Origin of the sequence: Flavobacterium bizetiae (assembly GCF_024271895.1) — a bacterium.
Classification (GTDB): domain Bacteria; phylum Bacteroidota; class Bacteroidia; order Flavobacteriales; family Flavobacteriaceae; genus Flavobacterium; species Flavobacterium bizetiae.
Genome location: NZ_CP091861.1, coordinates 3,584,205 through 3,609,736, shown reverse-complemented (window position 1 = coordinate 3,609,736; position 25,532 = coordinate 3,584,205). Strand labels below are relative to the sequence as shown.

At 34.5% G+C, this 25,532-nt stretch carries 21 protein-coding genes; 9 read left to right on the top strand and 12 right to left on the bottom strand.

Annotated elements, in window-relative coordinates:
* Positions 1-16: 16 nt before the first annotated feature.
* Positions 17-538, bottom strand: coding sequence for an RNA polymerase sigma factor (locus tag L0669_RS15460; RefSeq protein ID WP_263758651.1), 522 nt, complete (start codon positions 536-538; stop codon positions 17-19).
* A 951-nt stretch (positions 539-1,489) separates the two neighbouring features.
* Here L0669_RS15460 and L0669_RS15455 point away from each other — a divergent pair.
* From L0669_RS15455 to L0669_RS15445, 3 genes are read left to right on the top strand one after another with little or no spacing between them, the layout of a single operon-like run.
* Positions 1,490-2,596 carry an efflux RND transporter periplasmic adaptor subunit gene (locus tag L0669_RS15455; RefSeq protein WP_263758650.1) on the top strand — a complete coding sequence of 369 codons (1,107 nt, stop codon included), beginning with the start codon at positions 1,490-1,492 and terminating at the stop codon, positions 2,594-2,596.
* A 28-nt stretch (positions 2,597-2,624) separates the two neighbouring features.
* Entirely contained in the window at positions 2,625-5,741 is a 3,117-nt protein-coding gene (locus L0669_RS15450) for an efflux RND transporter permease subunit (protein ID WP_263758649.1), read from the top strand.
* Positions 5,742-5,744: 3 nt separating this feature from the next.
* Complete coding sequence (locus L0669_RS15445) at positions 5,745-7,196, top strand: TolC family protein (protein WP_263758648.1); 1,452 nt, start codon at positions 5,745-5,747, stop codon at positions 7,194-7,196.
* A 291-nt stretch (positions 7,197-7,487) separates the two neighbouring features.
* Here the strand turns inward: L0669_RS15445 and L0669_RS15440 are convergent, their stop codons facing one another.
* From L0669_RS15440 to L0669_RS15405, 8 genes are all read right to left on the bottom strand, one after another.
* The gene (locus tag L0669_RS15440) at positions 7,488-8,096 is read right to left on the bottom strand and encodes a 5'-methylthioadenosine/S-adenosylhomocysteine nucleosidase family protein (protein ID WP_263758647.1); all 609 of its coding nucleotides are present in this window, start codon (positions 8,094-8,096) and stop codon (positions 7,488-7,490) included.
* Positions 8,097-8,172: 76 nt separating this feature from the next.
* Positions 8,173-8,838 (bottom strand): GNAT family N-acetyltransferase, encoded by a 666-nt coding sequence (locus L0669_RS15435; RefSeq protein ID WP_263758646.1) that lies wholly within the window; start codon positions 8,836-8,838, stop codon positions 8,173-8,175.
* A gap of 319 nt (positions 8,839-9,157) precedes the next feature.
* Positions 9,158-9,652: a peptide-methionine (S)-S-oxide reductase MsrA gene (msrA, locus tag L0669_RS15430; RefSeq protein ID WP_263758645.1), complete on the bottom strand. Its 495-nt coding sequence runs from the start codon at positions 9,650-9,652 to the stop codon at positions 9,158-9,160.
* 290 nt (positions 9,653-9,942) lie between these two features.
* The gene (locus L0669_RS15425; RefSeq protein WP_263758643.1) at positions 9,943-10,266 is read right to left on the bottom strand and encodes a carboxypeptidase-like regulatory domain-containing protein; all 324 of its coding nucleotides are present in this window, start codon (positions 10,264-10,266) and stop codon (positions 9,943-9,945) included.
* Entirely contained in the window at positions 10,263-11,792 is a 1,530-nt protein-coding gene (locus L0669_RS15420; RefSeq protein ID WP_263758642.1) for a hypothetical protein, read from the bottom strand. Before L0669_RS15420 ends, L0669_RS15425 begins: the two co-directional genes overlap by 4 nt.
* Before the next feature lie 351 nt (positions 11,793-12,143).
* On the bottom strand, positions 12,144-14,162 hold the full coding sequence (locus L0669_RS15415; RefSeq protein WP_263758641.1) for a M56 family metallopeptidase: 2,019 nt from the start codon (positions 14,160-14,162) through the stop codon (positions 12,144-12,146).
* A complete protein-coding gene (locus L0669_RS15410; RefSeq protein ID WP_173971667.1) occupies positions 14,159-14,521 on the bottom strand; it encodes a BlaI/MecI/CopY family transcriptional regulator in 363 nt (120 codons plus the stop codon). The genes L0669_RS15415 and L0669_RS15410 overlap by 4 nt, the downstream gene beginning before the upstream one ends.
* A gap of 698 nt (positions 14,522-15,219) precedes the next feature.
* Positions 15,220-16,248 carry a rod shape-determining protein gene (locus L0669_RS15405; protein ID WP_173971668.1) on the bottom strand — a complete coding sequence of 343 codons (1,029 nt, stop codon included), beginning with the start codon at positions 16,246-16,248 and terminating at the stop codon, positions 15,220-15,222.
* Between the two features lie 357 nt (positions 16,249-16,605).
* Between L0669_RS15405 and L0669_RS15400 the strand changes: the two genes are divergently transcribed.
* The 3 genes from L0669_RS15400 to L0669_RS15390 all read left to right on the top strand — a co-directional run bounded on the left by L0669_RS15400 (position 16,606) and on the right by L0669_RS15390 (position 19,912).
* Positions 16,606-16,968: a hypothetical protein gene (locus tag L0669_RS15400; protein WP_263758640.1), complete on the top strand. Its 363-nt coding sequence runs from the start codon at positions 16,606-16,608 to the stop codon at positions 16,966-16,968.
* A 234-nt stretch (positions 16,969-17,202) separates the two neighbouring features.
* Positions 17,203-17,940, top strand: coding sequence for a hypothetical protein (locus L0669_RS15395; RefSeq protein ID WP_263758639.1), 738 nt, complete (start codon positions 17,203-17,205; stop codon positions 17,938-17,940).
* Between the two features lie 430 nt (positions 17,941-18,370).
* The gene (locus tag L0669_RS15390; protein WP_263758638.1) at positions 18,371-19,912 is read left to right on the top strand and encodes a hypothetical protein; all 1,542 of its coding nucleotides are present in this window, start codon (positions 18,371-18,373) and stop codon (positions 19,910-19,912) included.
* A 77-nt stretch (positions 19,913-19,989) separates the two neighbouring features.
* On the opposite strand, the gene L0669_RS15385 is transcribed toward L0669_RS15390, so the two are convergent.
* The 3 genes from L0669_RS15385 to L0669_RS15375 all read right to left on the bottom strand — a co-directional run bounded on the left by L0669_RS15385 (position 19,990) and on the right by L0669_RS15375 (position 22,672).
* The gene (locus L0669_RS15385) at positions 19,990-20,373 is read right to left on the bottom strand and encodes a GreA/GreB family elongation factor (protein WP_263758637.1); all 384 of its coding nucleotides are present in this window, start codon (positions 20,371-20,373) and stop codon (positions 19,990-19,992) included.
* 528 nt (positions 20,374-20,901) lie between these two features.
* Positions 20,902-22,002: an SDR family oxidoreductase gene (locus L0669_RS15380; protein ID WP_263758635.1), complete on the bottom strand. Its 1,101-nt coding sequence runs from the start codon at positions 22,000-22,002 to the stop codon at positions 20,902-20,904.
* An 85-nt stretch (positions 22,003-22,087) separates the two neighbouring features.
* The gene (locus L0669_RS15375) at positions 22,088-22,672 is read right to left on the bottom strand and encodes a Crp/Fnr family transcriptional regulator (protein ID WP_263758634.1); all 585 of its coding nucleotides are present in this window, start codon (positions 22,670-22,672) and stop codon (positions 22,088-22,090) included.
* Positions 22,673-22,839: 167 nt separating this feature from the next.
* Here L0669_RS15375 and L0669_RS15370 point away from each other — a divergent pair, with 167 nt between their 5' ends.
* From L0669_RS15370 to L0669_RS15360, 3 genes are all read left to right on the top strand, one after another.
* A complete protein-coding gene (locus L0669_RS15370) occupies positions 22,840-23,397 on the top strand; it encodes a contractile injection system tape measure protein (protein WP_263758633.1) in 558 nt (185 codons plus the stop codon).
* Between the two features lie 24 nt (positions 23,398-23,421).
* Positions 23,422-24,342: a phytanoyl-CoA dioxygenase family protein gene (locus L0669_RS15365; protein ID WP_263758632.1), complete on the top strand. Its 921-nt coding sequence runs from the start codon at positions 23,422-23,424 to the stop codon at positions 24,340-24,342.
* 330 nt (positions 24,343-24,672) lie between these two features.
* Positions 24,673-25,278: a DNA-3-methyladenine glycosylase gene (locus L0669_RS15360; RefSeq protein ID WP_263758631.1), complete on the top strand. Its 606-nt coding sequence runs from the start codon at positions 24,673-24,675 to the stop codon at positions 25,276-25,278.
* The last annotated feature ends 254 nt before the right edge of the window (positions 25,279-25,532 follow it).

Below are 25,532 nucleotides of genomic sequence, written 5' to 3'. Positions count from 1 at the left end.
GAGAACACAAAAGTTCCTAATGCTCTTCGATTTTTTTTCGAATAAATTTACTGGCGAGGTAAATATGATTGGCAATTGTTTTTTCAGAAAGGTCTGTAATTGCTGCAATCTCCTTATAGCTAAGGTTTTCCAGTTTATGTAAAGTAAATATTTTTTGTTGCTGCTCCGGAAGAAGATTTATAAAATTATGCAGTTTTTCTCTTCTTTCTTCAAAAATTATGGTTTCTGTATCCTCAGTTTCCATCTTTTCGAAGTTCGGATCAAGCTGAATTATTTTATTTTCCCTGTTTACATGATTCAGAATAATATTCTTGCAAATGGTAAACAATTGTTTATCGAATAAAACCTCTTCATTAAGAAGTTCTCTTTTATTGTATAATCGTATAAAAGTTTCCTGAACAAAATCCTGCGGAGTAAGAACCGTAAAATCAAAACGTCTGGCAATGTTTATTAGTTTATCATAGTAATTTAGATAAGCTTCTTTGAAAGAAGCCTCATTACCTTTTTTTAAACTTAATATAAACTTCTTGTTGTCCATAAACGCAAATACGATGATTAGTCTTAACTTAAAATATCTAATTATATTGTATTTTTAAGTTGGTCGCCAAGACTTGGATTTCGTTACCTTTTTTTAATAAAATTTTACGGGACAAAGAACAGGATTTTAATTTATGTTCGTAAACTTTTTTCGAAATTTTAGTTTCCAAACTGCAAAAGAATAATTTTGAATGTCTTATAAAGCCTAAAAATAAACCTCTGTTTAATGTTACTAAAATTTTAAATTTTAATGTTTTTAGAAAAAATTAAGAATTGCTTATTTTTCAAATTACTATATTTGGCGCACTATCAAATTTATATTCTATACTTTTTTTTAAATAAAAGCCTTTCGACAGGTTTACAATACTGTTAATGAAACACTTTAAGTTTTTTTGTCTTATTTTATTACTCTCGCTTTCTTTTGTAAGAAGTACCGAGCCTAATAGATATCAGCCTGAACTTAGTGATTATTGTACTCCGGATAATGTTTCTGCTGACGAAATTCCATATTTATCTTCAGATTATTTCTCGATATCCAAAAATCTGGAAATTCATTTCATAGTAAAAAACAAAATAAAACACAGGGCTGTAACTTCTGACAGCACGATATTAAAAACGCCTTTTTTTTCTAAGCTTTTACACTTTAAAATTTTAGAAAATAAACTCATTTATAGTATTAAGACGTTTTATCAAATTCAGTGTCATACCCATCTGCATTTGTACCAACTTTTCTAGATTTCAATTTATTTTTGATGTAAAGAACTACTGTTCTATTGTCTTTTATTTTTAATAAAGGACACATTACGTATAAAAATATTTCTCAAAAAACACGGCAAAGCTCATTGTGACTTCTGCCGGCGCATTTTTCTTTTTCCTTATTTATTCCCTTGTCTTCCTGTCTGTTAATGATCAGGGAGAGAACCTATTTATACACATTTTTTAAAAATTAATCATGAACATTAAAAACAATTTATTTTTTATCGCCATTTTATCCTTATTCGTTTTAGTCTCGTGCGGAGATAAAACCCAAAAGAATGCAGACAAAATAAAAACACTTCCCGTTTATAAGGTAACCCTAAAAGATACCATCGTTTCTAACCGGTTTGTTGCCGATGTACACGCCAAAAACAATGTCGAAATTCACGTTCGTATTCCCGGATTACTCGACAAAGTATATGTAAGTGAAGGCCAAAAAGTAAAAAAAGGCCAGATTTTATTTCAGATAAGCGATGTAGAACTTCAAATACAACTCTTAAAAGCTCAGGCTGTTTACAAAAGCAGTATGGCCGATTTAAGAATCGCAACCGTAGAGCTGGAACAGGCTCAAACTCTTTTTAATAAAAAAGTAATTGCCGATAAGGAATTAGAATTATCGAAAGCAAAACATGATGCGGCTTCTGCCAAAGTTGCTCACGCTTCCGCGGAAAGAAAAGCGATCAACCAACAAATTAGTTTTGCCACAATCCGTGCGCCATTTGACGGTACTGTGGATAGAATTCCTTTTAAGGAAGGAAGTCTGGTAGAAAACGGATCGTTGCTTACCACCGTTTCGCAATTAGACGATGTTTACGCTTATTTCTCTATTCCTGAAAATACTTATTTCCAGATGATGGAAGACAAAACCCTTCATACACAAGGCGATATCAAACTGGTATTGCCCAACGGAATGGTTTACGACCAAAAAGGTGAATTAAAAACCGCTGACGGAGATATCGACAGACAAACAGGTTCTATTCAATACAAAGCAAAATTTCATAATCCGCAGGGATTTATCAAACACGGAACTTCAGGAAAACTGATTATTTCAGAAGCTAAAACCGATGCGATTATCATTCCGCAAAAAGCCGTTTTTTCGATTCAGGACAAACAATTCGTATTTCTGGTAGACAAAGAAGGCGTTGTAAAAATGACCAACGTAACTATCGAAAGCACTCTTGACGATGTATACATTTTAAACAAAGGGCTAAAAAACAACGATTTAATCGTTCAGGAAGGCATTCAGTCTTTGCGTGACGGAGATAAAATCAATGTAAAAGAAAACCAAAACGCAACCTTGTAATTAGTATACATATTTAAAAGATTTCACAATGATAGAAATGTTTATCAAAAGAAAAATATTATCATTAATCATCTCGGTTATGATAGTACTTTTAGGATTACTGGCTTTGTTTCAGCTTCCTATTACCCAGTTTCCGGATATTGTACCGCCATCTGTAACGGTTACAGCAAAATATACAGGAGCCAATGCAGAGGTTTCTGCCAATGCCGTGGCGCTTCCTTTAGAACGTGCCATAAACGGTGTTCCCGGAATGACGTATATGTCGACCGTAACTTCTAACGATGGTTTAACGCTGATTCAGGTTTTCTTTGAAGTAGGAACCGATCCCGATTTAGCGGCCGTAAACGTTCAGAACCGTGTAACGACCATACTCGACGAGCTTCCCGAAGAAGTAATTCGTGCCGGAGTTACCACAGAAAAAGAGGTAAACAGTATGCTGATGTACCTGAATATTACCAGTACCGATAAAACTCAGGATGAACAGTTTATCTTCAACTTTACGGATATTAATATTCTTCAGGAATTAAAACGTATTGATGGTGTAGGGCGTGCTGAAATTATGGGTCAGAAAGAATATTCGATGCGTGTCTGGCTGGATCCGCAAAAGATGCTTTCGTATAATATTTCGGCAAATGAAGTCATCAATTCTCTTCAAAAACAAAATATTTCTGCCGCTCCCGGAAAAGTGGGCGAAGGATCCGGACAGCTTGACAATCAGCTGCAATATGTTATTAAATATGGCGGAAAATTCTTTGAGCCAAAACAATATGAGGAAATTCCGCTGAGAGCCAATTCAGATGGAACCATCTTACGATTAAAAGACATTTCGAACATTGAATTTGGTTCGATGAGCTACGGAATGGTTTCTAAAACCGATGGAAAACCTTCGGCTTCAATCATGTTGAAACAACGTCCGGGTTCTAATGCTTCTGAAGTTATTGCCAGCGTAAAAGAAAAAATGGCAGAACTAAAAGGAACGTCTTTTCCTCCGGGAATGGATTATAATATTGCGTATGACGTTTCGCGTTTTCTTGACGCATCTATCGACGAGGTTTTAAAAACCCTTATCGAAGCCTTTATTCTGGTTGCCTTTGTGGTTTTTATCTTCCTTCAAGACTGGCGTTCGACTTTAATTCCGGTATTGGCCGTTCCTGTAGCCTTAATTGGTTCGTTTACTTTTATGTCGATGATGGGATTCTCCATCAACTTGTTAACGCTTTTTGCTTTAGTACTCTCTATCGGAATTGTCGTTGATAACGCTATTGTCGTCGTCGAGGCCGTTCACGTAAAAATTTCCGAAGAACACATGGAGCCTCTGCCCGCCACGATCAGCGCCATGAAAGAAATTACCGGAGCCGTTATTGCTATTACAGTTGTTATGGCCGCTGTATTTATTCCTGTAGCTTTTCTTAGCGGTCCGGTTGGAGTTTTCTATAGGCAGTTTTCGCTAACAATGGCGATTAGTATTGTTATTTCCGGAATCAACGCTCTTACGCTTACTCCGGCTTTATGTGCCATTATGCTAAAAGCGCACGATCCTAATAAACAAAAGACTTCTTTATTGGATAAATTCTTCCACAGCTTCAATAAATGGTTTGATAATATCACTTCTAAATACATTAAAGTATTGGTAAAATTTGCCGATCGTACGTGGATTACGGTAGGATTATTGGTTTTATTCTGCGTATTTACCTGGGGAACGAGCAAGTTTTTACCTTCCGGATTTATTCCGTCTGAAGATCAGGGAATGGTGTATGTAAACGTAACTACACCACAAGGAGCAACGGTAGAGCGTACCGAAAAAGCATTAGATGAAGTAACGCGTCTTGCCAAAGAAATTAAAGGAGTTGACAACGTAACAACACTTGCCGGATACAGTATTGTAACCGAAATCGCGGGAGCATCCTACGGAATGGGAATGATCAACTTAAAGGATTGGAAAGAACGTGATATTTCGGTAAACGAATTTATTGCTAAACTAACTGAGAAAACAAGAGGGATTAGCGATGCGCAGATCGAAATTTTCGCGCCACCAACGGTTCCCGGATTTGGTAATACCAGCGGTTTTGAGCTTCGTTTGCTCGACAAATCAGGCGGAACCATTAATAATACCGATGAAGTAACTAAAAACTTTATCAAGGAACTTAACGCTTCCCCGGAAATACAAAACTCCTTTACCAGTTTTGATGCTACTTTCCCGCAGTATTTAGTCCACATTGATTATGATCTTGCGGCTAAAAAAGGAATTTCTGTAGACAATGCCATGGCAACTTTACAGACCATGTTAGGTTCGTTTTATGCAACCAACTTTATTCGTTTCTCTCAAATGTATAAAGTAATGGTTCAGGCAAGTCCGCAGTTTAGAAAAAATCCCGAAAGTATTCTGGATATGTACTTGAAAAATGATGCAGGCGAAATGGTTCCGTTTTCGACTTTTATAAAACTGGAACGCGTTTACGGACCAGAAGTTTTAACGCGATATAATATGTATATGTCGGCGATGATTAACGGAGAACCTGCCGAAGGTTACAGTTCCGGAGATGCCATTGCTGCCGTAGAAAAAATTGCCGCAGAAAAACTCCCAAGCCGTTTTGAACTCGAATGGTCGGGAATGACACGTGAAGAAATCCTGTCCGGAAACCAAACCATTTACATTTTTGCCTTGTGTATTTTGTTTGTCTATTTGCTCCTTGCGGCGCAGTACGAGAGTTTGCTGCTTCCGTTTCCGGTATTATTAAGTCTTCCTGTGGGTGTTTTTGGTTCTTACCTTGCCCTTTTGATGGTTGGTTTAGACAATAATATTTACGCTCAGGTGGCACTCGTCATGCTGATTGGTCTGCTCGCCAAAAATGCCATCCTGATTGTAGAGTTTGCCATGGCGCAAAACAAATTAGGACGAGACATTACCGAGGCTGCGATTCAAGGCGCAAGACTTCGTTTCAGGCCTATTCTTATGACCTCATTTGCTTTTATCTCAGGATTGATTCCGTTGTGTATTGCAACCGGAGCCGGAGCAGTAGGAAACCGTTCTATTGGTACTGCTGCTGCGGGAGGAATGCTTATAGGAACTGTTTTCGGACTTATCATAATTCCGGGACTTTACATCCTGTTTGCCAAATTAGAAAAAGCAATGAATAAAAAATAAAACATGAAACAAATAAATCAATATATAATTCTGGGCGGTATTGTACTTCTTACCGCCTGCTCTGCTCCTAAAATCAATGATAATCTGGCTGCAAAACAACTGCCTGAAAATTTTGACTTAAAAAGAAAAAAAACGTCTGATAATCTGCAGACTTTTATTCCGTTAAAAACAGAAACGTATTTTAAAGATGCCAAACTCGAAAATCTTTTAAAGAAAGCTATTGCACAAAATCCTGATTATTTAATTATGCAAGAAAGAATTTTAATAGCCAATTCTCATTTAAAAGTGGCAAAACTGGCTTTGCTTCCGTCTTTAGATCTTGTTGCAGATGCTTCCGGAACGCATTATGGAAAATATACTATGGATGGCGTAGGGAATTTTGACACTAATTTTTCTCAAAATATTAATGAGAAACAAAGGATAAACGAAAAAGTTTCTCCCAACCTTTTTTTAGGTGGTAAAGTTTCCTGGGAAGCCGATATCTGGGGAAAACTGAGCAATCGTAAAAAAGCAGCACGCGAACGATTCTTTGCTTCTCAGCAAGGAATGCGATTACTGCAAACCCGATTGTTAAGTGATGTTGCTGACTTGTATTACAAACTCATTGCTTTAGATAAACAAGCTGAGATTTACAAAAACAACCTGAAAACACAGCAAAAAGCACTTGATATTGTGGCAGCACAGCGATCTGTGGGAAAAGCTACGGAATTAGCGGTTCAGCAGTTTAATGCGCAGAATAATAATATTTTGGCGGAAGCCGAACAACTAAACTTAAGCATCGATCAAACAGAAAAAGCGTTATTGAATCTTTTAGGTGAATATGGCGGCAAAATCGAAAGAAGCGCTGATTTCCTTTCGGGTCATCTGGAGGTTTTAAATCAAAAAATTAGCGTGGATTCGATTATTCATAAAAGACCCGATGTCTCCGAAGCCTATCACGAACTGCGTGCCACAAATGCCGATGCAAAAGCAGCACGCGCAGCCTTTTTCCCAACTTTAAATTTGGGAGGTTATGCTGGTTTTAATTCGTTTTCTTTCTCTACTTTTTTTGATAATGGTTCGTTTGCCTGGCAATTGCTTGGCGGTTTAACGGCTCCTGTTTTCAATAAAGGACAAATTAAACAAGAATTTTTTGTATCGAATAAAAGACAGCAAATTTCGTTTTTGCAATATCAAAATACGATTACAACGGCGTATAATGAATTAAGTGCTTTATTGCACAGAACGGAATCTTTTGTAGACGTTTTAAAATATAAATCGAAGGAAATTGAGCATCTCGAAATCGCCGTAAACGTTTCAAATGATTTGTATTTGAGCGGTTATGCCAATTACCTGGAAATTATTAATGCTCAGAAAAATAAACTGCAGGCCGAACTGGACTTTGTTGACATTCAATTGAAAAATGCAGAGTCGCAGGTATTATTGTACAAGGCTTTAGGAGGAGGAATTAATTAATCTTAAAGTTACTAATTGGTCGTAAATTTTTGAATTAGTACTTAAAAACTGCAGTTATAAGAGGCTGTCTGAAATCTATTCAGGCAGCCTTTTTTTTATTTCAAAGTCTCAGTGGTAAAGTTTTATTCTGCCACTCCCGATAGCTATCGGGATAAAAAATTAAAATGATTTTGAAAAATACGCTGATATAATAACTCTCGCAGATTTAGCAGATTAAGCGGATTATTCTTTGTCAAACTTTATCAAAAAATCTGCTAAATCTGCGAGAGAATAAATATTATTCGTTATCTTCTAAGAATTAGCCGCAGCTTCGTTGATATTCAATTTTAAAATAGCGCCATACGCAACAGCAGCTTTATGAACCTGAACGCTCCAGTCTTCAGCTGCATTATCATCGGCACCATCTGATATGTATTTTAAACACAAAAACGGAATATTTTCTTTCATGGCAATCATCGCCAAAGCATAAGATTCCATATCTACCACGTCATAAATCGTTTCAGAATGCTGCATTTCGAAACTATCTCCCGTACCGCAAATACCTAAGAGCAGACCGTCCATTTCTAAACCATATTCCAAAACTGGTGGTAAACCAGACAAAGGTGTTTCATATAAAGCAAAACCAAGTCCTCTAACGTCCATATCTCTTTGAACAAATTTTGTACAGCAAACTACATCACCTTTCTTAAAATGAGTACTTCCCGCCGAACCCAGATTTACAATTACCGAAGGCCTTTTTAATTGTATCGCCTTAGTCAATTCGTAGGCTGCATTGACTTTTCCAATTCCGGTAATAAGCGCTGTATGATCTTTAAACACTTCGGCTGCTTCAGAAGCTAAGGCAAATGTAAAAAGTACCTCTTTGAAAGGATATGAATGGTTTTCGTTTATTTTTATCATAAAAATTGAAGTGTTTTTTATGTTGCAAATATCGGGTATTATTTACTTCTATATTTTCAAAATAATTTGATTTTTTTTATTTAATGTTTAAGGATCTATTGTTTTTAGGATCGTAAAGCATGGCTGTACAAAAGCAGTTTTTTCTTTCTTTACTCATTAATATTGGGCAATTGACACACGATTTACAATTCTCCCAGAAAACATCATCACTTGTTAATTCAGAATATGTGACGGGCTCAAAACCCAATTCATGATTCATTTTCATTACCGCCAAACCAGTCGTAAGACTGAATATTTTAGCATCAGGATATTTTTGGCGGCTCAATTCGAAGATTTTTCTTTTGATTGTTTTTGCCAAACCTGTATGTCTGAATTCAGGCGCTACAATTAATCCGGAATTAGAAACATACTGGCCATTTTCCCAGGAAGAGATAAAAGAGAATCCTGCCCACTTACCTTCTGATGTAAAGGCGATAATAGCTTCGCCTTTACGTATTTTTGATTCCAGCAATTCAGGCGAACGACCTGAAATTCCTGTTCCGCGTGCTATGGCAGAAGATAGCGTAACGTCGCAAATTTCTTTTACCCAAAAAACATGTTTAGAGTTTGCAATTTCAACCGTAAAATTAGGTATCGCTTCATCAATTAGGCTATCGTTTACCAGAACTGGTTTATTGGGGAATGGATCAGGCATTACAAAATCTTTGCCTGTAAATTCTATAGTACGTTGTAGGGTTTTCATATTTAGTTGGATGTATTCCCTATTTTATTAATAATACAATCTTTAATGCATTTGGAAATACGAAACTGAATTTTCAATTTATGTACCAATTCTTTAAGATCTCTTTATTTCAATTATTAAAACCAATATATCAACAACTTAAGCGAAAAACATACAACTTTAATCAATTGATATTCTTATCAAAATGATATGATTTTTATCATTCTGATATTAATTGGACTTGAGATAAGATCATTAAATCTTTAGCATAAAAAAACCTCTAAAATCAATGACTTTAGAGGTTTCTATTTTTAATGTTTTAAACGAATTGTTATAACATTTATAAAAACGAAGTATTAAATCGTTCAAAATGACAAGTGTACCCGTTTGGATTTTTGACCAGATAATCCTGATGATAACCTTCGGCTACCCAAAATTTAGCAATAGGTTCAAGCGTTGTAACCACTTTTCCAGGCCATTTTCCTGAATCATCCACGAGTTGAATTACTTCTTTTGCGGCTTCTTCCTCTTCCTCATTCTGAATAAATATAGCCGATCTGTAACTTGATCCTTTGTCATTACCTTGTCTGTCTACCGTAGTTGGGTCGTGCATTCTGAAAAAGTAATCCAATAATTCCTTAAAAGAAGTGATGTTGGCATCGTAAGTAATCTCTATTCCTTCTGCATGTCCGGGATGATTTTGATAAGTGGGATTATCATTTTCTCCGCCAATGTAACCTACTTCAGTATCAGTTACACCGGGACGAACACGAAAAAGGTCTTCCATACCCCAAAAACAACCTCCGGCTATATACGCTTTCTTTAAATTTTCCATACTATTTGTTTTTAAAAATCATTTTAAAACTTAAAGTCTACTTAGTTTTAGTCCTTAAGTTTTATTGAATCAATGCATTAAAAAAATCCAGTTTTAATGCTTGATTCTCTATCAAAGATAATGGATTATTTGTTGATTGTATATAAAGAAAAACATAATTTAAAGTAAGAACATGGCGGTTTATGATCACTTTAAAAATCATCTTAAAAAGAATTTATATTAAATTTGAAAATATAACTTTGTGTTCACGAGCAAGAATCTCGTACCAGCTGGGGTGGTAATCTTAGCTTTTAATTCTTTATCAACCTTAAATAGATAGTATCCCCTTTAAAAACTTCTCTCATAAACTCTCCACTTTGAATAGAAATTGAACGAATAGTATCACTATGAAATTTTGTTTTTTGAAACACTAAAGTGCCTGAGCAATTTTTTGTTTGATCAATTTCAAAATATCCATCTTTATCTGTTATAATTACTCTTTTATTACACACATCATAAACCTTTACCCCTTCTAAAGGTTTTCTCTTTTCGAAATTATATACATATCCATAATATTTTGAATTATTACATGATATAGTAAGTAAAAAAATAAATAAGTAAACAAATTTTCTCATTTCACTTTTATTTTAGTAAGCCATATTAAACCCAATACATCTTTTTCTGCTGCAATAGTTCTTGATTTATCCTTTATTCTATCATTATTATAATACTTCATTAAATCAACTTCACCTTTTAAAGGATAGTTTTCACCTGAACTTTCAGGCATTTTATCCCTTTTTATTATATCCCATACAGTTTCATTACCTTTTGTTGGTTTAGTATCTTGAGGGAAATAGTAAGAACTTCCTTTATGTTGATAAGAAAAAGCCGTTCCACTATAAGCTTGCAATAACTCATGACCTAACTCATGGCTAGCAGTTTCTTTGAATTCTTCATCTTCATCCTTTTCAAAGCTATATCCCCAACCATTCGAATATTCTATATATCCAACATTATAAGACAATCTTTGTATTACACCAGCATCAGGAAATGAATCAATTATATTGTCTGCTAAACTTTCATCAAAATAATTACCTCCTGGATTACCTGAACGCATCCAGTCTCCATTGGTATTATATATTAGTGGTAAAGAGTTTAAGGCATTTTTATTGCTATTAATTGCATTTATGAAAACTTCGTAATTATCATTAATTTTAACATAATTACCAATAACTCTCGATTTGTTTCTTCCCCAATAATGTTCTAACCCAGCAAATGCTAATTGTTTTAGCTCTTCAAAACTTCTGGTTCTGATTTTAATAATTGGGTTATTTGAATTAATCTCAGATTTAGGTATCTTATCCCAATCACAAACAGTCCTTGCTGGCATACCGTATATATCACTTGCGTTTATGGCTTGACATGTTAATCCATTTTCTCCTCCATCCGTAAGGTTTACTCTTAAACTTAAATCAATTCGCTTTGTGTTTTTATCGATTTTGACATCTGTCCATTCCACTTGGTCGTATTTTGTAGAGAAATCTACAACAATACTTTTTCGCCTTCCGTTTTTTATTGCTGTAATCCTGGCTTTTAAGTCCTTGTTGTTAAATCGGGTACTGTCGTAAATACCGTCTTTATCAAAACCATCCCAACTCAAAGTGTAGCTTCCCATAGCAGTATAATCTTTAGGCTCAAAATCAGGACTTCCTTCAGGTATCAGGGCGGAATTCATTGGGATTTTTGAGGTTTTTTCGCTTTTAAATAAGGGTTCTTTGTATTCATTGTCAATAACAGCGGGTTTAAGGCAATTATATTCATACAATTGATCTCCTCTTTCGGTTATTATTTCAAAATAAAACTCATCTATATCAGATTTTTCAAGGGTGTATTTGAATCTAAAGAATTGGTTCTCTGCTTTATTTTCAAAATCTACTATACCAAAAGGGACTATTGTTTTTTCTTCTTTATCAATTTCAAAGTGAATATCAAAGTCTGCATACTTTGATACGGGAGGTTCCCCAGGATCTCCATAAGTATAATTTTTAGCAAAATAGTCAATGCGCCCACCTGAATTAATTATAATTCTGTTTCCATAAATTCTATAAGTTCCTCCAGTTATTTCTGTAACTTTACCCTTTACAATTCTTGTTCTAGACATAGTGATTTGTTTTAATTAACAATAAAAACGCATTATTTATAAATAAATATTTATTTACAAATAATAAAATCAAATATAATAATCTTTATCTAATTGTAAGAAAAATAAATCATTTTTAGTTTTTTCATTTTCTAGTACTAAATATCAAGGCACGAAAAAACTTCCTGTTTCTGAAGAGTCATTTTGAAAAGCTATAATTATATCTCCAATTATCCCCACCAATAGCCAAAAACAAAAGAACAAAAACAAAAGAACAAAAAAAGCCCATTCCTTTAGGAATGGGCTTTTGTAAGTCTTACAATCTAGTTTGATTTTTAAAAATCCTAACTGACAAAGTGATTGATCTTTGTCTTAATTATGTAGCACCGCTTTTAATTCGATATACTTTTCAAGATTTTTAAAATCGTGTCCTTTTTCTTTCATCGATTTAATGAAAGTTGGCGTAGCCCCTGTTGCCTGTGCTCCTACAACATCGCCCATATCCAGATTACTAAAACCAAGGTCTTTGTATTGTTGCACCAAAGCAGGAGTTATATTTTGCGATTTTAATGCAATCATATCACCAGGTTTAATGGTTGCAAAACCCGCTTTTTGAAAACCTTTAATATAATCTGCTGTTACATTTAATGATTTCATAGCAATAAGATCACTGTTTGAAAGATTGTCATACCCTACTTCTTTCAAAGAATTAATAAATGCTTTATCAACATTTAATGCTTTTAAAGCAAGGATGTCATCATCGCTGTTTGAAGTATCGTCACCGGAATTATTTCCCTTTGCAGCACTGCGTACGTCTGCAATAAATTTACCATCTATTCCTTGTGATTTTAATGCTATGATATTTCCCGGAGACAAGTCTTTATAACCTGATTTGCGTATGTCTTCGATGTAAGCTTTGTCGATACCCAACGATTTAAAAGGGACCAGATTATCAAGATCGATATCCGGAATTGCCTGTTTCATCGAAGCAATATAGGCTTCATTGACATCTAAAGCTACAAGTGGAATAAGTTGGTCTTTGTCCGGATTTTTGTATCCTTTTTGTTTTACCATTTGCACATACGATTGTTTGACATTTACCATAAAGAAAACCATTAAGTCATCATCTTCTGTTACTTTTATGCCTTCTTTAAGCATCGCTGCCTGATAGTTTTTGTCGGCGGTAAATTTGTACGTTCCCGTTCCTTTATCGCCTTCAAATTTTCCGGTAAAAGTCATAGTTCCGGCTTCGCGTGTCAATGTAAAGGTGCCTTGTTTGTCTCTTTGCAGATCTTTAAATTCACTCAACTGAAAAGTGCTTGAAGAATTATCTTTTTCGTCGCTTTTTAATTGAAGATATACTTCATTTCCTTTAATCGTCGCCAGCCAATTTCCTTCTGTTCGTATTCCGTTTTTTAGATTCGTTTTTTTTGCGGCTTTTTTTGCAGACTTCTCTGTAGAAGATGCCAGCGTTTGACTTTGCGCTGCCGGTTGATTAAAAAGGCAGGCAAACAATACCATTAATGGTAAGAGGAAAAAATATTTCCACGTGGTGTTTACGTTTGATTTTTTTGAGTTCATCATGATGATTCGTTTTTTTAGTAATGATTGATTATAATTGGTTGTAAGACTCAAAGGAAATTGCGGTGCTGCTACTTTTAGCAGGCTAAACTGATAACTTTCTCTTTCAACAGTATCCTGTTGCAGCATTTGGTCATCGGTTAAAAATTCAAGATTAATTTCAAGTGCTTTTCGCCATTGCCAGGCAAAAGGATTGAACCACTGAAAAATAAGAACGATCTCAGCAAGCAAAAGATCTATAGTATGTTTTTGCTCGATATGTATTTTTTCATGCAGCAAAATCTGATTGTAGGTTTCCCATTCGTATTTTTCAGGATTAATGAAAATATTGTTGGCAAAAGAACAAGGAGCTTTGTCTCCTGTTATTTCTACAATTCGAAATTTTCCGTCCTGAATTACTGAACCTGAATACGCTCTCTTAATCAATATCACGGCCTGCATTAAAAAATTCGCCCCGAAAACAAGTACTCCAAACCAATACAGGTAGATTATCCACTGTAATACCACTTCAACATTGATGAGTTGTTTTGTTGGTGCTACGGATGTTTCCTGCGTAGATTCTGTTTTTTGCTGGATTGTACTATTTTTAATAATTTGAGTTTCCGGCAAAACAACAGCTGTTTCTGCTGGTACATTTCTAAACGATAATTGCTGAGGCACCGGAATCAGGGGCACGATAAAAGCCAGTAACATACAGGACAGCAATACATATCTGTTTAGATAAAAGAAGGTTTCTTTTTGCAAAAGCAACTTGTAAAACACAAGGCAGGCAGAAAGAATTAAGGCAGAATATAAGATATAAGGTATCATACTTTTCCTTTTTTAATGATATTTACAATTTCATCAAGATCCTTTTCTGTAAGCTTTTGTTCTTTTGCAAAAAAGGCGAGCATTCGCGGATAAGAGTTATCAAAATAGTCACTCACAATGTCTTTTAATGCAAATTGCTGATATTCTTCCCTACTGATTACAGGGAAAAAACAATGCATATTACCGGCTGTTTCATGATTAAGAAAGCCTTTTTCTTCCAGAATTTTTACAATTGTTGCCACACTATTATAATGTGGTTTAGGATCTGGCAACAACGGAATTATGTCCCTAATAAAAGCTTTGTTTAAATCCCAAAACACTTGCATGATCTGTTCTTCTCGTTTGGCTAGTTTTATCATAGTTAAATATTTTGATGCAAGATACTACTAATTAATTAGTAGACAAACTAATTGATTAGTTTTTTAACTAATTAGTTAGTAATATCAGTAAAATAGCGCTATTTAGAGAGTCCTACAAACCATAAAAAGACTTGTACATCAATATATTAGCTGATATAGTTTGCGAAATGGCACGCGGATGACACGGATTCGCTGGCGCGAAAACGCGGATTGGTACGGATTTTTTAATCTTACTTTTTTTGAGTAAACTTGAGAAATGGTGCGTGGATGACGCGGATTCGCTGGCGCGAAAATGCGGATTGGTACGGGTTTTTTAATGGTAGGTTTTATTGAGTAACCTTGCGAAATGGCACGCGGATGACGCGGATTCGCTAATGCGAAAGCGCGGATTGCTACGGATTTTTTAATCGCACGCTTTGATTACGCACAATCTTGTCATCCTGACGGAGGAAGGATCACACTCGGAATTTCGCAAAGAAAATCGTCAATCTTTGTCGAGTTTCATGTGTGATCCTTCCTCCGTCAGGATGACAAAAATGAGAAATAGTTCTTATGAAAACAATTGCCCTAGCCCCGATAGAAGAGGAAATCCTTTTGTGCTGGGGTTCAGCACAGAAGATTGGAACGGATAGCGGGATTAGCTCCTAAAAAAAATTAGTCTAGCGTATAACTTTAATAACAAATACAAAACAAGAAACCTACTTAATCAGGACGCTTTTGTATTTAGCAATATCTTTTAAAACCACTCCAGTACCTCTAACAACGGCTCTTAAAGGATCTTCGGCGATATAGACCGGTAAATCTGTTTTTTGAGAAATTCTTTTATCAAGTCCGCGTAGCATTGCTCCTCCTCCTGCGAGATACAAACCGGTATTATAAATGTCGGCGGCCAATTCAGGCGGAGTTAATGAAAGCGTTACCATAATGGCATCTTCGATTCTGAGTACTGATTTGTCGAGTGCTTTCGCGATTTCTCTGTAGGTAACCTTGATTTCTTTTGGTTTTCCAGTAAGCAAATCCCTTCCGCGCACCAGCATATCACTTGGTGGGTGCTCGAGTTCTTCCATTGCTGAACCTACTTCAATTTTAATCATTTCGGCAGAAGCGTCTCCAATATATAAATTGTGCTGTGTTCTCATATAATATAGGATATCATTGGTAAACACATCACCGGCAATTTTTATCGATTTATCGCAAATAATTCCACCAAGTGCAATCACTGCAATTTCTGTAGTTCCTCCTCCAATATCAACAATAATATTACCCTGAGGCAGCATCACATCTATTCCCATCCCGATAGCAGCAGCCATAGGTTCATGAATTAAAAATACTTCTTTCCCGTTTACGCGTTCGCAGGATTCTTTTACTGCTCGCATTTCCACCTCTGTAATTCCACTGGGGATACAAACCACCATTCGCAAAGCAGGTTTAAAAAGATTTTTCTTTATTTCCGGTATATTATTGATAAACCAGTTAATCATTTTTTCCGAAGCATCAAAATCGGCAATTACACCATCTTTCAGCGGTCGGATTGTTTTAATATTTTCGTGTGTTTTACCCTGCATTAAACTGGCCTCTTTGCCTACAGCAATAATTTTTCCGTTTCTAATATCTCTTGCCACAATCGATGGGCTATCTACTACAATTTTTCCGTCATAAATTATTAAAGTATTCGCTGTTCCCAAATCCATAGCTATTTCCACTATCATAAAATCAAATAAGCCCATAATATAGTTTTGTTTAAGAACGCTCGTTGTTGCCGTTTTATTCTCTGTAAACGACAGAATGAAGCTACTTTAGCATAAATTAACAACAAGTAAAAACGTTTTCCTGTTAAAACACAAACTCAAAAATAGCATTAATTCAAAGTTTAAATGCGTTCTGTTAAAATTGCTATTCTATATCTTATCAATACCTACAAATTATGCAACTATAATTTATTTTCCTGTAATGAATAACAGCCGCCTCTGTTCTAATTTTGTAAAATACACGCCTTAAGAAAGTAAGTTTTACTATCTCGTTTACAGAAAATGAGATGAAAAGCTTCAATCAATAAAAGAAGTTTAATTTAAAAAAATAGCGTTATGGAAAAGCAAAACAGCAACGAATACGGACAGACCGATCCTGATTTTATTGATCAAAATACGCTAATTGATGGAAATAATATTCAAAGCGACAATCAGTATAAAAAAACAGTTCATACAGAATCTACTTCTGAATTTGTAGAAAGCGATCCTGATTATATCGACCAGGAAACTCCTGTAGATCACGATAATTATGCAAGAGATGAAGATCCGTACCGATATGAGGAGAAATTTACTGAAGATCTTGATACCGAAATCAATCTTGAGAACAACTCCTCTGCTTCATCAGAAAAGACCGAAAATCAGGATAAAACCAGTAATAAAGATACTTCTGAAAAGGATGATCGTACTGAAAAAGAGTAATAATCGAATGATTACAAATTAAAATTACAAAATGGCATACCTATTGGTATGCCATTTTTTGTGTGTAAAAACAACAAAATTACCCTGCTAATGCTGTTTTTTTCTGCAAATTGTCTTTTTCTAAAACTCTTTAGAAAGTTTAAAATCCTTACATTTACCCGCTGGCCAACCAATTTATGTTGCATCATTAATCAATTCAAGCAAGGTTAAGCCAATTAATTTTAAGCAGTCAAGATGGAAAAACATACTGTATCAGTAGCATCGTTACCCTTAGATGATAATACAATATCGAATACTAGAATAAAAAAAGTAGATTTATTACCAGATCCGGAATCTCGTCTGGATTCTATGGAAATGAAAGAAAAACCTCTTATGGATTCGAGTATCCCGTTTAGAGATTTAACGAATGCTGAAACTAAAAAAGAAAGTATTGCCCAACTGATTGATAAATTGGATGTTGAAAATAACCTGAGATATCAAAGAACGGTAGAAGATACTTACTGCAATGTATACTCTTATGATTACTGCTATTTCTCTAAAGTATATCTGCCAACGGTTTGGTGGACACCGGAATCTCTTGAAAAAGTTTTAGAAGGACAAGAAGTAGAACCTGTCTTTGAGGAAACCGTAGACCGAATTTACTCGAGCGCAATACACGATTGGTTTCTAGAATGGGGACCAAGTTTTGGTTGGGAAAGAATGTTTACTGTTGAAGAAATTCAGAATAAGGTAAATTCTAATGGCGGCGTTGGAATTATTTGTGCCAAAAGAAGAGAAAAAGGACTTTCAGGACATATTGTTCCTGTTGTTCCTGAAACTGATGTGCATAAAGCGTATCGCGAAAATGGAATTGTAGTATATCCGCTGCAATCTCAAGCGGGAAAACTGAATTACAACTACTTCGCAGAAGTTCGTAAAGACTGGTGGAATGACGAGTTATATTCGTCGTACGTGCTTTATTATCACGAATAAAAATAGAATTAGCAGAATTGCTCAAACATTCAAAAAAAAATATTGATTATCAGCTTGTTAACTACTTGCAAATACGATAATAAAAAACTACTTTTGCAACTTAGAAAAAACAAGGGTAGCAAAAGTTGTGATTTGACTATTCTCTTGCTTAAATTATTGATACAAAAGCAATTAATAACAATAGTAAATTTATAGCCTTATTATAAAAATTTACTTCTTAATTGATGTTTCAGTCGATAAAATTGCAGCAATTCTAAAATATAAATTCCTATATTTTTAAAAGTAATCGAAAACTTTTATAATGGAGGCAACAATATGCTTAATCCGTTATAGGTTTCTTGTCTCTGATCGAAACGGACTGAATTTATATTTCCTGATAAAAAATGACTTGAAAATTTAAAATAACCTTAAAAAAAGAAAGTAAGTATAAATGAAAGACAATCAGACAAAAAAATATTATTGGGGAATAGGGTTGGAAAACGAAACCTACATGCAATTTGAAGAATCCCTAATAGTTTCTGGTGAATTTATACAAGAAAAAATTGGTTTTGAGAAATACAGTATCGATTATAGAAAATGTTACAAGCCTGAAAGCTTAGCTCCTATTTTAAAGAAAGCTTTTGATGCAAACGAAAACTATACCGTGAGCAGAATGATGAACAGTCATTCGCTGGAAAAACTCGATATCAATTATCAGCACAAAACAATATCGCCGGTAAAACCCTTAATTGATACCGAAACTGGCGAAGTAAGCGCACAACCTACCGAAAATCCTGAATATTTAGGAAAATCGATCATGGAACTTTTCCTTGAAGATCAGCCGTACAACATTCAGAGTATGATTACCCAAAGAAACAAAACAATGGGTTCTGTACATTTTGATGGCGATTCGATCGAATTTGTAACCAAATATTTCGAGAACAGAACCATAGCGGAGTCTTGCAAAGAACTGAAAGCTACTAAAAAATTGTTCCTTGATAAAATCAATGAATCATCTGTATTGAACGGGAAATTAAACTTTCCGGATTACAACAACGGACTTAATATGTTCATGACCAATCAGGAAAATCTGGTTTTGTTTAATAACGGAACATACCATTTTCACATTACTTTACCATCATTGACTGAAGACAGCCGAATTGTTGATTATAATGAATTCGAAAGAACACATGCCAATGCCATTTATTTATTGCAATGGTTTGAGCCTTTCTTTATTGCTACTCTTGGCAGTCCTGATATTATGGGCGTGATAAGTGATACGTATAGTCTTGACAAGAAATTTACATTAGGCTCTATGCGAAATGCCATGTCTCGTTATATAGGCGTAGGAACGTATAATAAAGCAATGCCAAAGGGTAAAATTTTGACTTATAACGTAGACAATTTTAGAAAATTACTAAAATTTGAGAAAGAAGAAAACATTTGGTGGAGAGATCAGATCGAAGCTGATATGGAGTACGAAATGCTTTCTGAGGTTGGTCTTGATTTTAATCAGGAAAAAATGTACCAAAGCGGTTTCGAATTTAGAAGTTTTGATGAGTTTCCTGCAGAATATTTAAATGATGTTCTTTTTGCTATTATCTTAATTTGCGAGCATTCATTGAATCTTCCTGATGTTCAATGGGGACACGACAGCAAAGCATGGAATAATCTTGTTTTTAAAACTTTAAAAATGGGTTATGCTACAGAAATTAATACCGAAGAAAAGAACGAAGTTTTAGCATTATTACAATTATTGAATCCTTCTGATGCTAATTACGAAATTCTAAAATCAGAGTTTGATGTTATCGTATTATTAGATGAATTTTTCTTTAAAATTCTGGCCGTTTTACATGAAATGTACAAAGACAACAATATTTGTCTGGATGCGATGTACGGACAAAAAACAAGTGTTCCGCCTACATGGAATAACTTTAATAAATACCAAACCGAAAGACATTTAAAGCAAATTGGCGCTTTCTGCGAAAATTAAAAATTGCTGTAATTGAAGATAAAAAAACATCCCATAAAGAAATTTCTTTATGGGATGTTTTACATTTAAAAAGTGCGTTACGCTACTTCTTCTACTTTTAAGATTTCAAGTTTTAGATTTCCTTTTTTAGCAGGCCATTCTACAACATTTCCTTCTTTATATCCTACCATTGCTATACCTTCGTCTGAAAGAATAGAAATTCTGTTTTTACTTACTTTGTTTTTCTCAGGTCCTACAAACACAACCGTTTTTTCTACATTGGTTGTACAATCTTTATAAGTTACTCTTCTGTTTACAGAAACAATATCTTCCGGTAAATCTCTTCTTAGTACCTGTGTGGCTTTTTTAAGTTCATGAAGCAATAATACTTCTTCTTCTACTGTTACTTTTTTTCTTCTTACGTGATCTTTAATTAAATCGTATATTCCTGTTGTTAAAATGATATTTTGTGATTGTGACATAACTTTCTTGTTGCTCCAATTTCATAGGTAAGATAATAACTCTTCATTAAATCTCTTATAGCTCTTATGTAGTGTTGAATTCAATGATATCTTAATCCCAATAAAAATTGAAGATTAAATAATTGAGCATCGTGGATGAAAGTATCCCTGTCCAGAGTTATGACAGGGCTTAATTAATAAACTCTTTCGAACTTTTTAAGAAAGTATCGTCATGCAAATACAATAACGTGCCCATAAGGCTCATCAAGTCATTATTTGTTAAATAAAAATTTGAAATCGTCATTGCTTTTTTAATTGCATTTAATTGTTCGCAAGTTACTCCTTTTTTTGAAAGAAAAAACACTAAAAAACCTAAATAAAGCTTAAAATTGCCATTAAAACTGCGCCTTCAGAAATAATAAGGTTGTAATGATTAAAAACAAAAAGAACGGTCTTTAAAAAACCGTCCTTTCTTTTATAAATTAAACTAGTAATAACTGTCGCTAAAATTATCTAATTTTCTAATTACCAAATTATCTAATTAATCTTTCAAGGTATTATTTTATCGTTTCGTAATTGCCCGAACAATTCAAAAAACGAATCTTTGGTATCTTTATAAGTTGTGAAACCAAGTTTTCGGCTTCGTGACATGTCGGTCATTACTTCCAGAGGTCTTCCTAAATCAAGATCTGTATGCCATGCAGAAGCGAGCTGATTTAAATCTTCTTCTATTAATTGATGTTCTTTTGCAATTGTTTTCCAGATAGCTTCTTTTGTATTTAATGCTGTTTCAAGAGGTTTTATAGTTCCGTTATATCCTTCGAGTTCTATTTGAAACCATTCTGCTATTTTTGGCCAAAGCCACTTCCATCTAAAAACGTCTCCGTTAGTTACATTAAAAGCTTCGTTATGAGCTTCAGGATTTGTTGCTGCCCAAATAATCTGATCTGCCAGAATTTTTGCATCTGTAACATCAGATACCCCATTCCATTGTGCTTCTGATCCCGGCCAAATAAAAGGAATTCCTTCGCTTTTGCAAATACTGGCATAAACAGCCAATGTCGTTCCCATGTTCATGGCATTCCCAATGGTTTTACCAATTAGCGTATGTGGTCTGTGTATGTTCCAGCTAAAACCATCTCTGGCCGCTGCCCCATAAACTTCATCTTCCTGAGCATAATAAAAATTAGGAAGGTTTAAACGAGGTTGTTCTTCTCTTAAAGGCGTTTCAGGCAAAGTTCCCGTTGTAGCATAAGCATCAAACGGTCCTAAATAATGCTTTAAACCTGTAACCAACGAAACATGCTGTACAGACTTTTTAAGAGATAAAACGTTTAATAAATTTCGAACCAAAGCACTATTTACTCTGATGTTTTCTTCTTCGGTATCATTTCGCATCCAGGTTGTAAAAAATACGTGCGTAGGTAAAACATCGATTAGAGCATTTTCTAATGATTCATTGTTTAATAAATCTGCAGCAATGGGTTTTAAGCCTTTAATATTATTTTTCGGATTGCGGGAAAGTCCATAAACAGTCCATCCTTTTTCCAGAAGTTTTTCCGCAAGATTACTTCCTGCAATACCGGTCGCTCCTACTACTAAAGCGATGTTTCCGGTTGTTTCCTGTATCGGTGAGTTTTTAGAATTCATAAGTAATTTATTTTTTTCAAAATTACTTTACAAACCCTGTTCAGAAAGATGACCTGAAGCAAGAAATTTACTTGATCTAAATCAATTATTTCTGATCGAAAATGATATTTTTTTTAAGACGGCTTAATGTTTCAGGAGAAAGACCAAGATAAGATGCCAATAGATTTTGAGGAACCCGCTTAATTAAATCAGGATTGTTCTCTACTATATGTTTGTATTTTTCTTCTGCCGTATGAGTATGCGAACTTATTAATCTTCTTTCTTTTGTAATTAAACTATTCTGAAAAAGCAATCGAAAATACCGATCCATTACCGGAACTTCTATCGTTAAATTTTCGAAATCTTCTCTGGTAATTAGCAATACTTCTGAATCTTCCATGGCATCAATACTATAAAAAGAAATTCCTCCGCTAAAAAAACTGCTCATGTCTGATGTCCACCAACCTTCCGGCGAAAACTGATTGATATGTTCATTGCCTTTATCATCGACATTATAAGCTTTTAAAAGTCCTTTCGAAACAAATGTCAGATAATTACAAACGTGACCTTCAACCACTACAAATTGTTTTTTCTTTAATTTTTTAGGTTTAAAGAAAGTTTTTATTAGCTCCTTTTCTTCTGGGGATAATTTGACTTTTTCTTCAAGATGTTTGAAAATTGTATCGTACATTTTAAAAATATTTTACTTTATGAATGATGAAGCACAACAAATGTATGCTATTTATTTTTTAACTTTCTCTTATAAAAAAACCATATCAGGTAAAACTACTTAGTCTATTATTAATAAAAGATTTCTAATTTTATGTTTCTTTTCTATCTATAACTAATACCACTAAAATGGGAATATCTTCTGAAAATCAACCGATAAAAAGACCTGCAACTCCGCTTAAAGAAGGGATTCCGGTCAGAAATGCAGGAATTGTTATTTTAAACAATTACATCCCCATGCTATTCGAAAGACTTCATCTTGTAGAGGATAGAAATTTTACTAATGTAGAAAATCAAAAAAAAGCTGTACAGTACTTACATTATGTTGTTACAGGATTTACCGAAACAGAAGAAATTTATTTACCCTTAAATAAAGTGCTTTGTGGTTTGTCTGTTAGCGACAGTGTTCCTGATAGAATTGAGATTACTGACGAAGAAGAGCATCTTATCAATGGCTTAATAAATGCCGCCATTTCTTATTGGCAGGACATCGGCAGCACTTCTATAGATGGTTTTAGAGGAAATTGGCTCATTCGCGACGGAATACTTGTAGAGTTAGTGGATAGATGGGAACTTACAGTAGACAAAAAAGCTTACGATATCTTATTACATAAATCCCCTTTTGCTTTTTCAATTATAAAATACCCCTGGATGAGTAAACCTTTGCATGTCTACTGGCCTTATTAAAAAACTATAAAAACCACAAAAATTATGCCCTGGACTACTCTTCAAAACCTTTGGACACGTACCGTAAATCCTACTCAAGCACCTACTACAGAGGAAATAGAAAGCTGGAATAAAGAAATTAAAACCTTATACGAATTGGGTATTGGTATGGAAGAAACTTTGCAGTTTTTATACTTTGAAAAACCTGATTTCGAAACTTTTAAAAACTGGATTTCTGTCAAAAAAAGAAATCAAAATACTGATTCAGATGTTTTTACAGCTAATGTACTTTCAGAAGAAGATCTTGAATTTTGGAATAAAAACGGTTATATAGTCATAAAAGATGCCGTTTCGAAAGAAGATTGCGAAGCAACTCAACAAGCTATTTGGGATTTTTTAGCAATGGATCCTGATATAAAAGAAAGTTGGTACAAAAGGCATGAAGATCAAAAAGGATTAATGCTTAATTTTTCGGATCATGAAACTTTAAATAAAAACAGGCTTTCGCCTAAAATAAAAAAAGCATATGAACAGCTTTACAATACAAAAGATATCTACAAAACCATTGACAAAGTAAGCTTTAACCCTCCTGAAACTGACGAATTTACTTTTTTGGGAAGTGGGCTTCATTGGGATACCAGCCTGAGACAACCTATAACGTTTGGCCTTCAGGGACTTCTTTATCTTACGGATTGTGGCGCAAATGATGGTGCTTTTCATTGTGTAGCGGGATTTCATAATAAAATAAATCATTGGTTAGATCATCTTGAACCAGACGAAAACCCAAGAGATAAAGCGCTTGAAACCTTACAGGCTGATCCTATTTTGGGTAATGCCGGAGATTTTATCATCTGGGATAACCGATTGCCACATTGCGCAACGCCAAACAAAGGCAAAAGCCCGAGAATGGTGCAATATCTTACTTATCTGCCTAATGATTATAAGATTTCAAAAGGATGGCTATAAACCAGTGATTTTATTATTAATTAAAAAATCTAAAAAGATAATACAATTATCGATGACGTTTTACTTTTAAACAAACTGAAAATAATGCAATTGTGCGCTATAAATTCTATAATAATGTTGCTTTTGAAGTTGCTACATTTGTGTCTATTAATGATTTAAATAATGTATGATGACAACTTCAAATCACAAAAACAATATTTCGAGCGCCAGAACTTCAGAAAAAAAACCGGAGCTAAAGTCAACCTCATCAAGAAATAATGAAAAGACTACTATTGAAATAAAAAAGATCAGTCATAGCAAGTCATAATTATTAATACAATACCAATAAAGTTGAAATTACCCTTTTCGTATTATCTCAATCCGGATGTTATTTTTCTAGCCAAAGATCTTCTGGGCAAAGTTCTTTTTACCCAAATTGATGGTGTTGTAACTGCTGGTATTATCGTAGAAACCGAAGCTTATTTTGGTGTTCAGGATAAGGCATCGCATGCCTATGGCGGACGCCGGACGAACAGAACCGAAACTCTTTATCAGCAAGGAGGCATTTCGTATGTGTACTTATGCTACGGAATTCACTATCTTTTTAATATTGTAAGTTCTGTCGAAGGACAGCCACATGCAGTATTGATACGTGCCATTGAACCTCTTACAGGATTGGATATCATGGAAACCAGACGCAAGATTGCGGCCTCAAAAGCTGCGATATCATCAGGTCCGGGATCTGCTGCCAAAGCTTTGGGAATCGACCGGACATTTAACGAAAAAGAATTAACAGGCGAAGAAATCTGGATAGAAGATCATAATATTCGTTATACTCCTGACCAAATTGCCGCCGTACCACGAGTTGGTGTTGCCTATGCACAGGAAGACGCGCTCCTGCCCTGGCGATTTTTTGTTATAAACAACAAATATGTAAGTAAACCCAACAAAATTTAATCATAATTATAAAGACAATTAAAAAGCTTATAAAAGTATCAAAGCTTTTTGAAGATTGTATTTATCTAACATTCAGCGCTATTCTTAATTTATCTTTACAATAAAATAAACCTATTTATCGGGAAACCAACAATAAAAGTTTTAAAAAAAAGTTTTATTTCGTTCACAAAATCACTAACTTGTTTAGAAATAGATCATTCTTTTAACTATTAATGCTGTTTTCTGACAGGTATATAGCTTCATTTTCTTTAAAT

What these genes read in the sequence shown, in the direction of transcription:
- L0669_RS15460 (WP_263758651.1), bottom strand. Translation starts at nt 538, where the DNA reads ATGGACAACAAGAAGTTTATATTAAGTTTAAAAAAAGGTAATGAGGCT.
- L0669_RS15455 (WP_263758650.1), top strand. Translation starts at nt 1,490, where the DNA reads ATGAACATTAAAAACAATTTATTTTTTATCGCCATTTTATCCTTATTC.
- L0669_RS15450 (WP_263758649.1), top strand. Translation starts at nt 2,625, where the DNA reads ATGATAGAAATGTTTATCAAAAGAAAAATATTATCATTAATCATCTCG.
- L0669_RS15445 (WP_263758648.1), top strand. Translation starts at nt 5,745, where the DNA reads ATGAAACAAATAAATCAATATATAATTCTGGGCGGTATTGTACTTCTT.
- L0669_RS15440 (WP_263758647.1), bottom strand. Translation starts at nt 8,096, where the DNA reads ATGATAAAAATAAACGAAAACCATTCATATCCTTTCAAAGAGGTACTT.
- L0669_RS15435 (WP_263758646.1), bottom strand. Translation starts at nt 8,838, where the DNA reads ATGAAAACCCTACAACGTACTATAGAATTTACAGGCAAAGATTTTGTA.
- msrA (WP_263758645.1), bottom strand. Translation starts at nt 9,652, where the DNA reads ATGGAAAATTTAAAGAAAGCGTATATAGCCGGAGGTTGTTTTTGGGGT.
- L0669_RS15425 (WP_263758643.1), bottom strand. Translation starts at nt 10,266, where the DNA reads ATGAGAAAATTTGTTTACTTATTTATTTTTTTACTTACTATATCATGT.
- L0669_RS15420 (WP_263758642.1), bottom strand. Translation starts at nt 11,792, where the DNA reads ATGTCTAGAACAAGAATTGTAAAGGGTAAAGTTACAGAAATAACTGGA.
- L0669_RS15415 (WP_263758641.1), bottom strand. Translation starts at nt 14,162, where the DNA reads ATGATACCTTATATCTTATATTCTGCCTTAATTCTTTCTGCCTGCCTT.
- L0669_RS15410 (WP_173971667.1), bottom strand. Translation starts at nt 14,521, where the DNA reads ATGATAAAACTAGCCAAACGAGAAGAACAGATCATGCAAGTGTTTTGG.
- L0669_RS15405 (WP_173971668.1), bottom strand. Translation starts at nt 16,248, where the DNA reads ATGGGCTTATTTGATTTTATGATAGTGGAAATAGCTATGGATTTGGGA.
- L0669_RS15400 (WP_263758640.1), top strand. Translation starts at nt 16,606, where the DNA reads ATGGAAAAGCAAAACAGCAACGAATACGGACAGACCGATCCTGATTTT.
- L0669_RS15395 (WP_263758639.1), top strand. Translation starts at nt 17,203, where the DNA reads ATGGAAAAACATACTGTATCAGTAGCATCGTTACCCTTAGATGATAAT.
- L0669_RS15390 (WP_263758638.1), top strand. Translation starts at nt 18,371, where the DNA reads ATGAAAGACAATCAGACAAAAAAATATTATTGGGGAATAGGGTTGGAA.
- L0669_RS15385 (WP_263758637.1), bottom strand. Translation starts at nt 20,373, where the DNA reads ATGTCACAATCACAAAATATCATTTTAACAACAGGAATATACGATTTA.
- L0669_RS15380 (WP_263758635.1), bottom strand. Translation starts at nt 22,002, where the DNA reads ATGAATTCTAAAAACTCACCGATACAGGAAACAACCGGAAACATCGCT.
- L0669_RS15375 (WP_263758634.1), bottom strand. Translation starts at nt 22,672, where the DNA reads ATGTACGATACAATTTTCAAACATCTTGAAGAAAAAGTCAAATTATCC.
- L0669_RS15370 (WP_263758633.1), top strand. Translation starts at nt 22,840, where the DNA reads ATGGGAATATCTTCTGAAAATCAACCGATAAAAAGACCTGCAACTCCG.
- L0669_RS15365 (WP_263758632.1), top strand. Translation starts at nt 23,422, where the DNA reads ATGCCCTGGACTACTCTTCAAAACCTTTGGACACGTACCGTAAATCCT.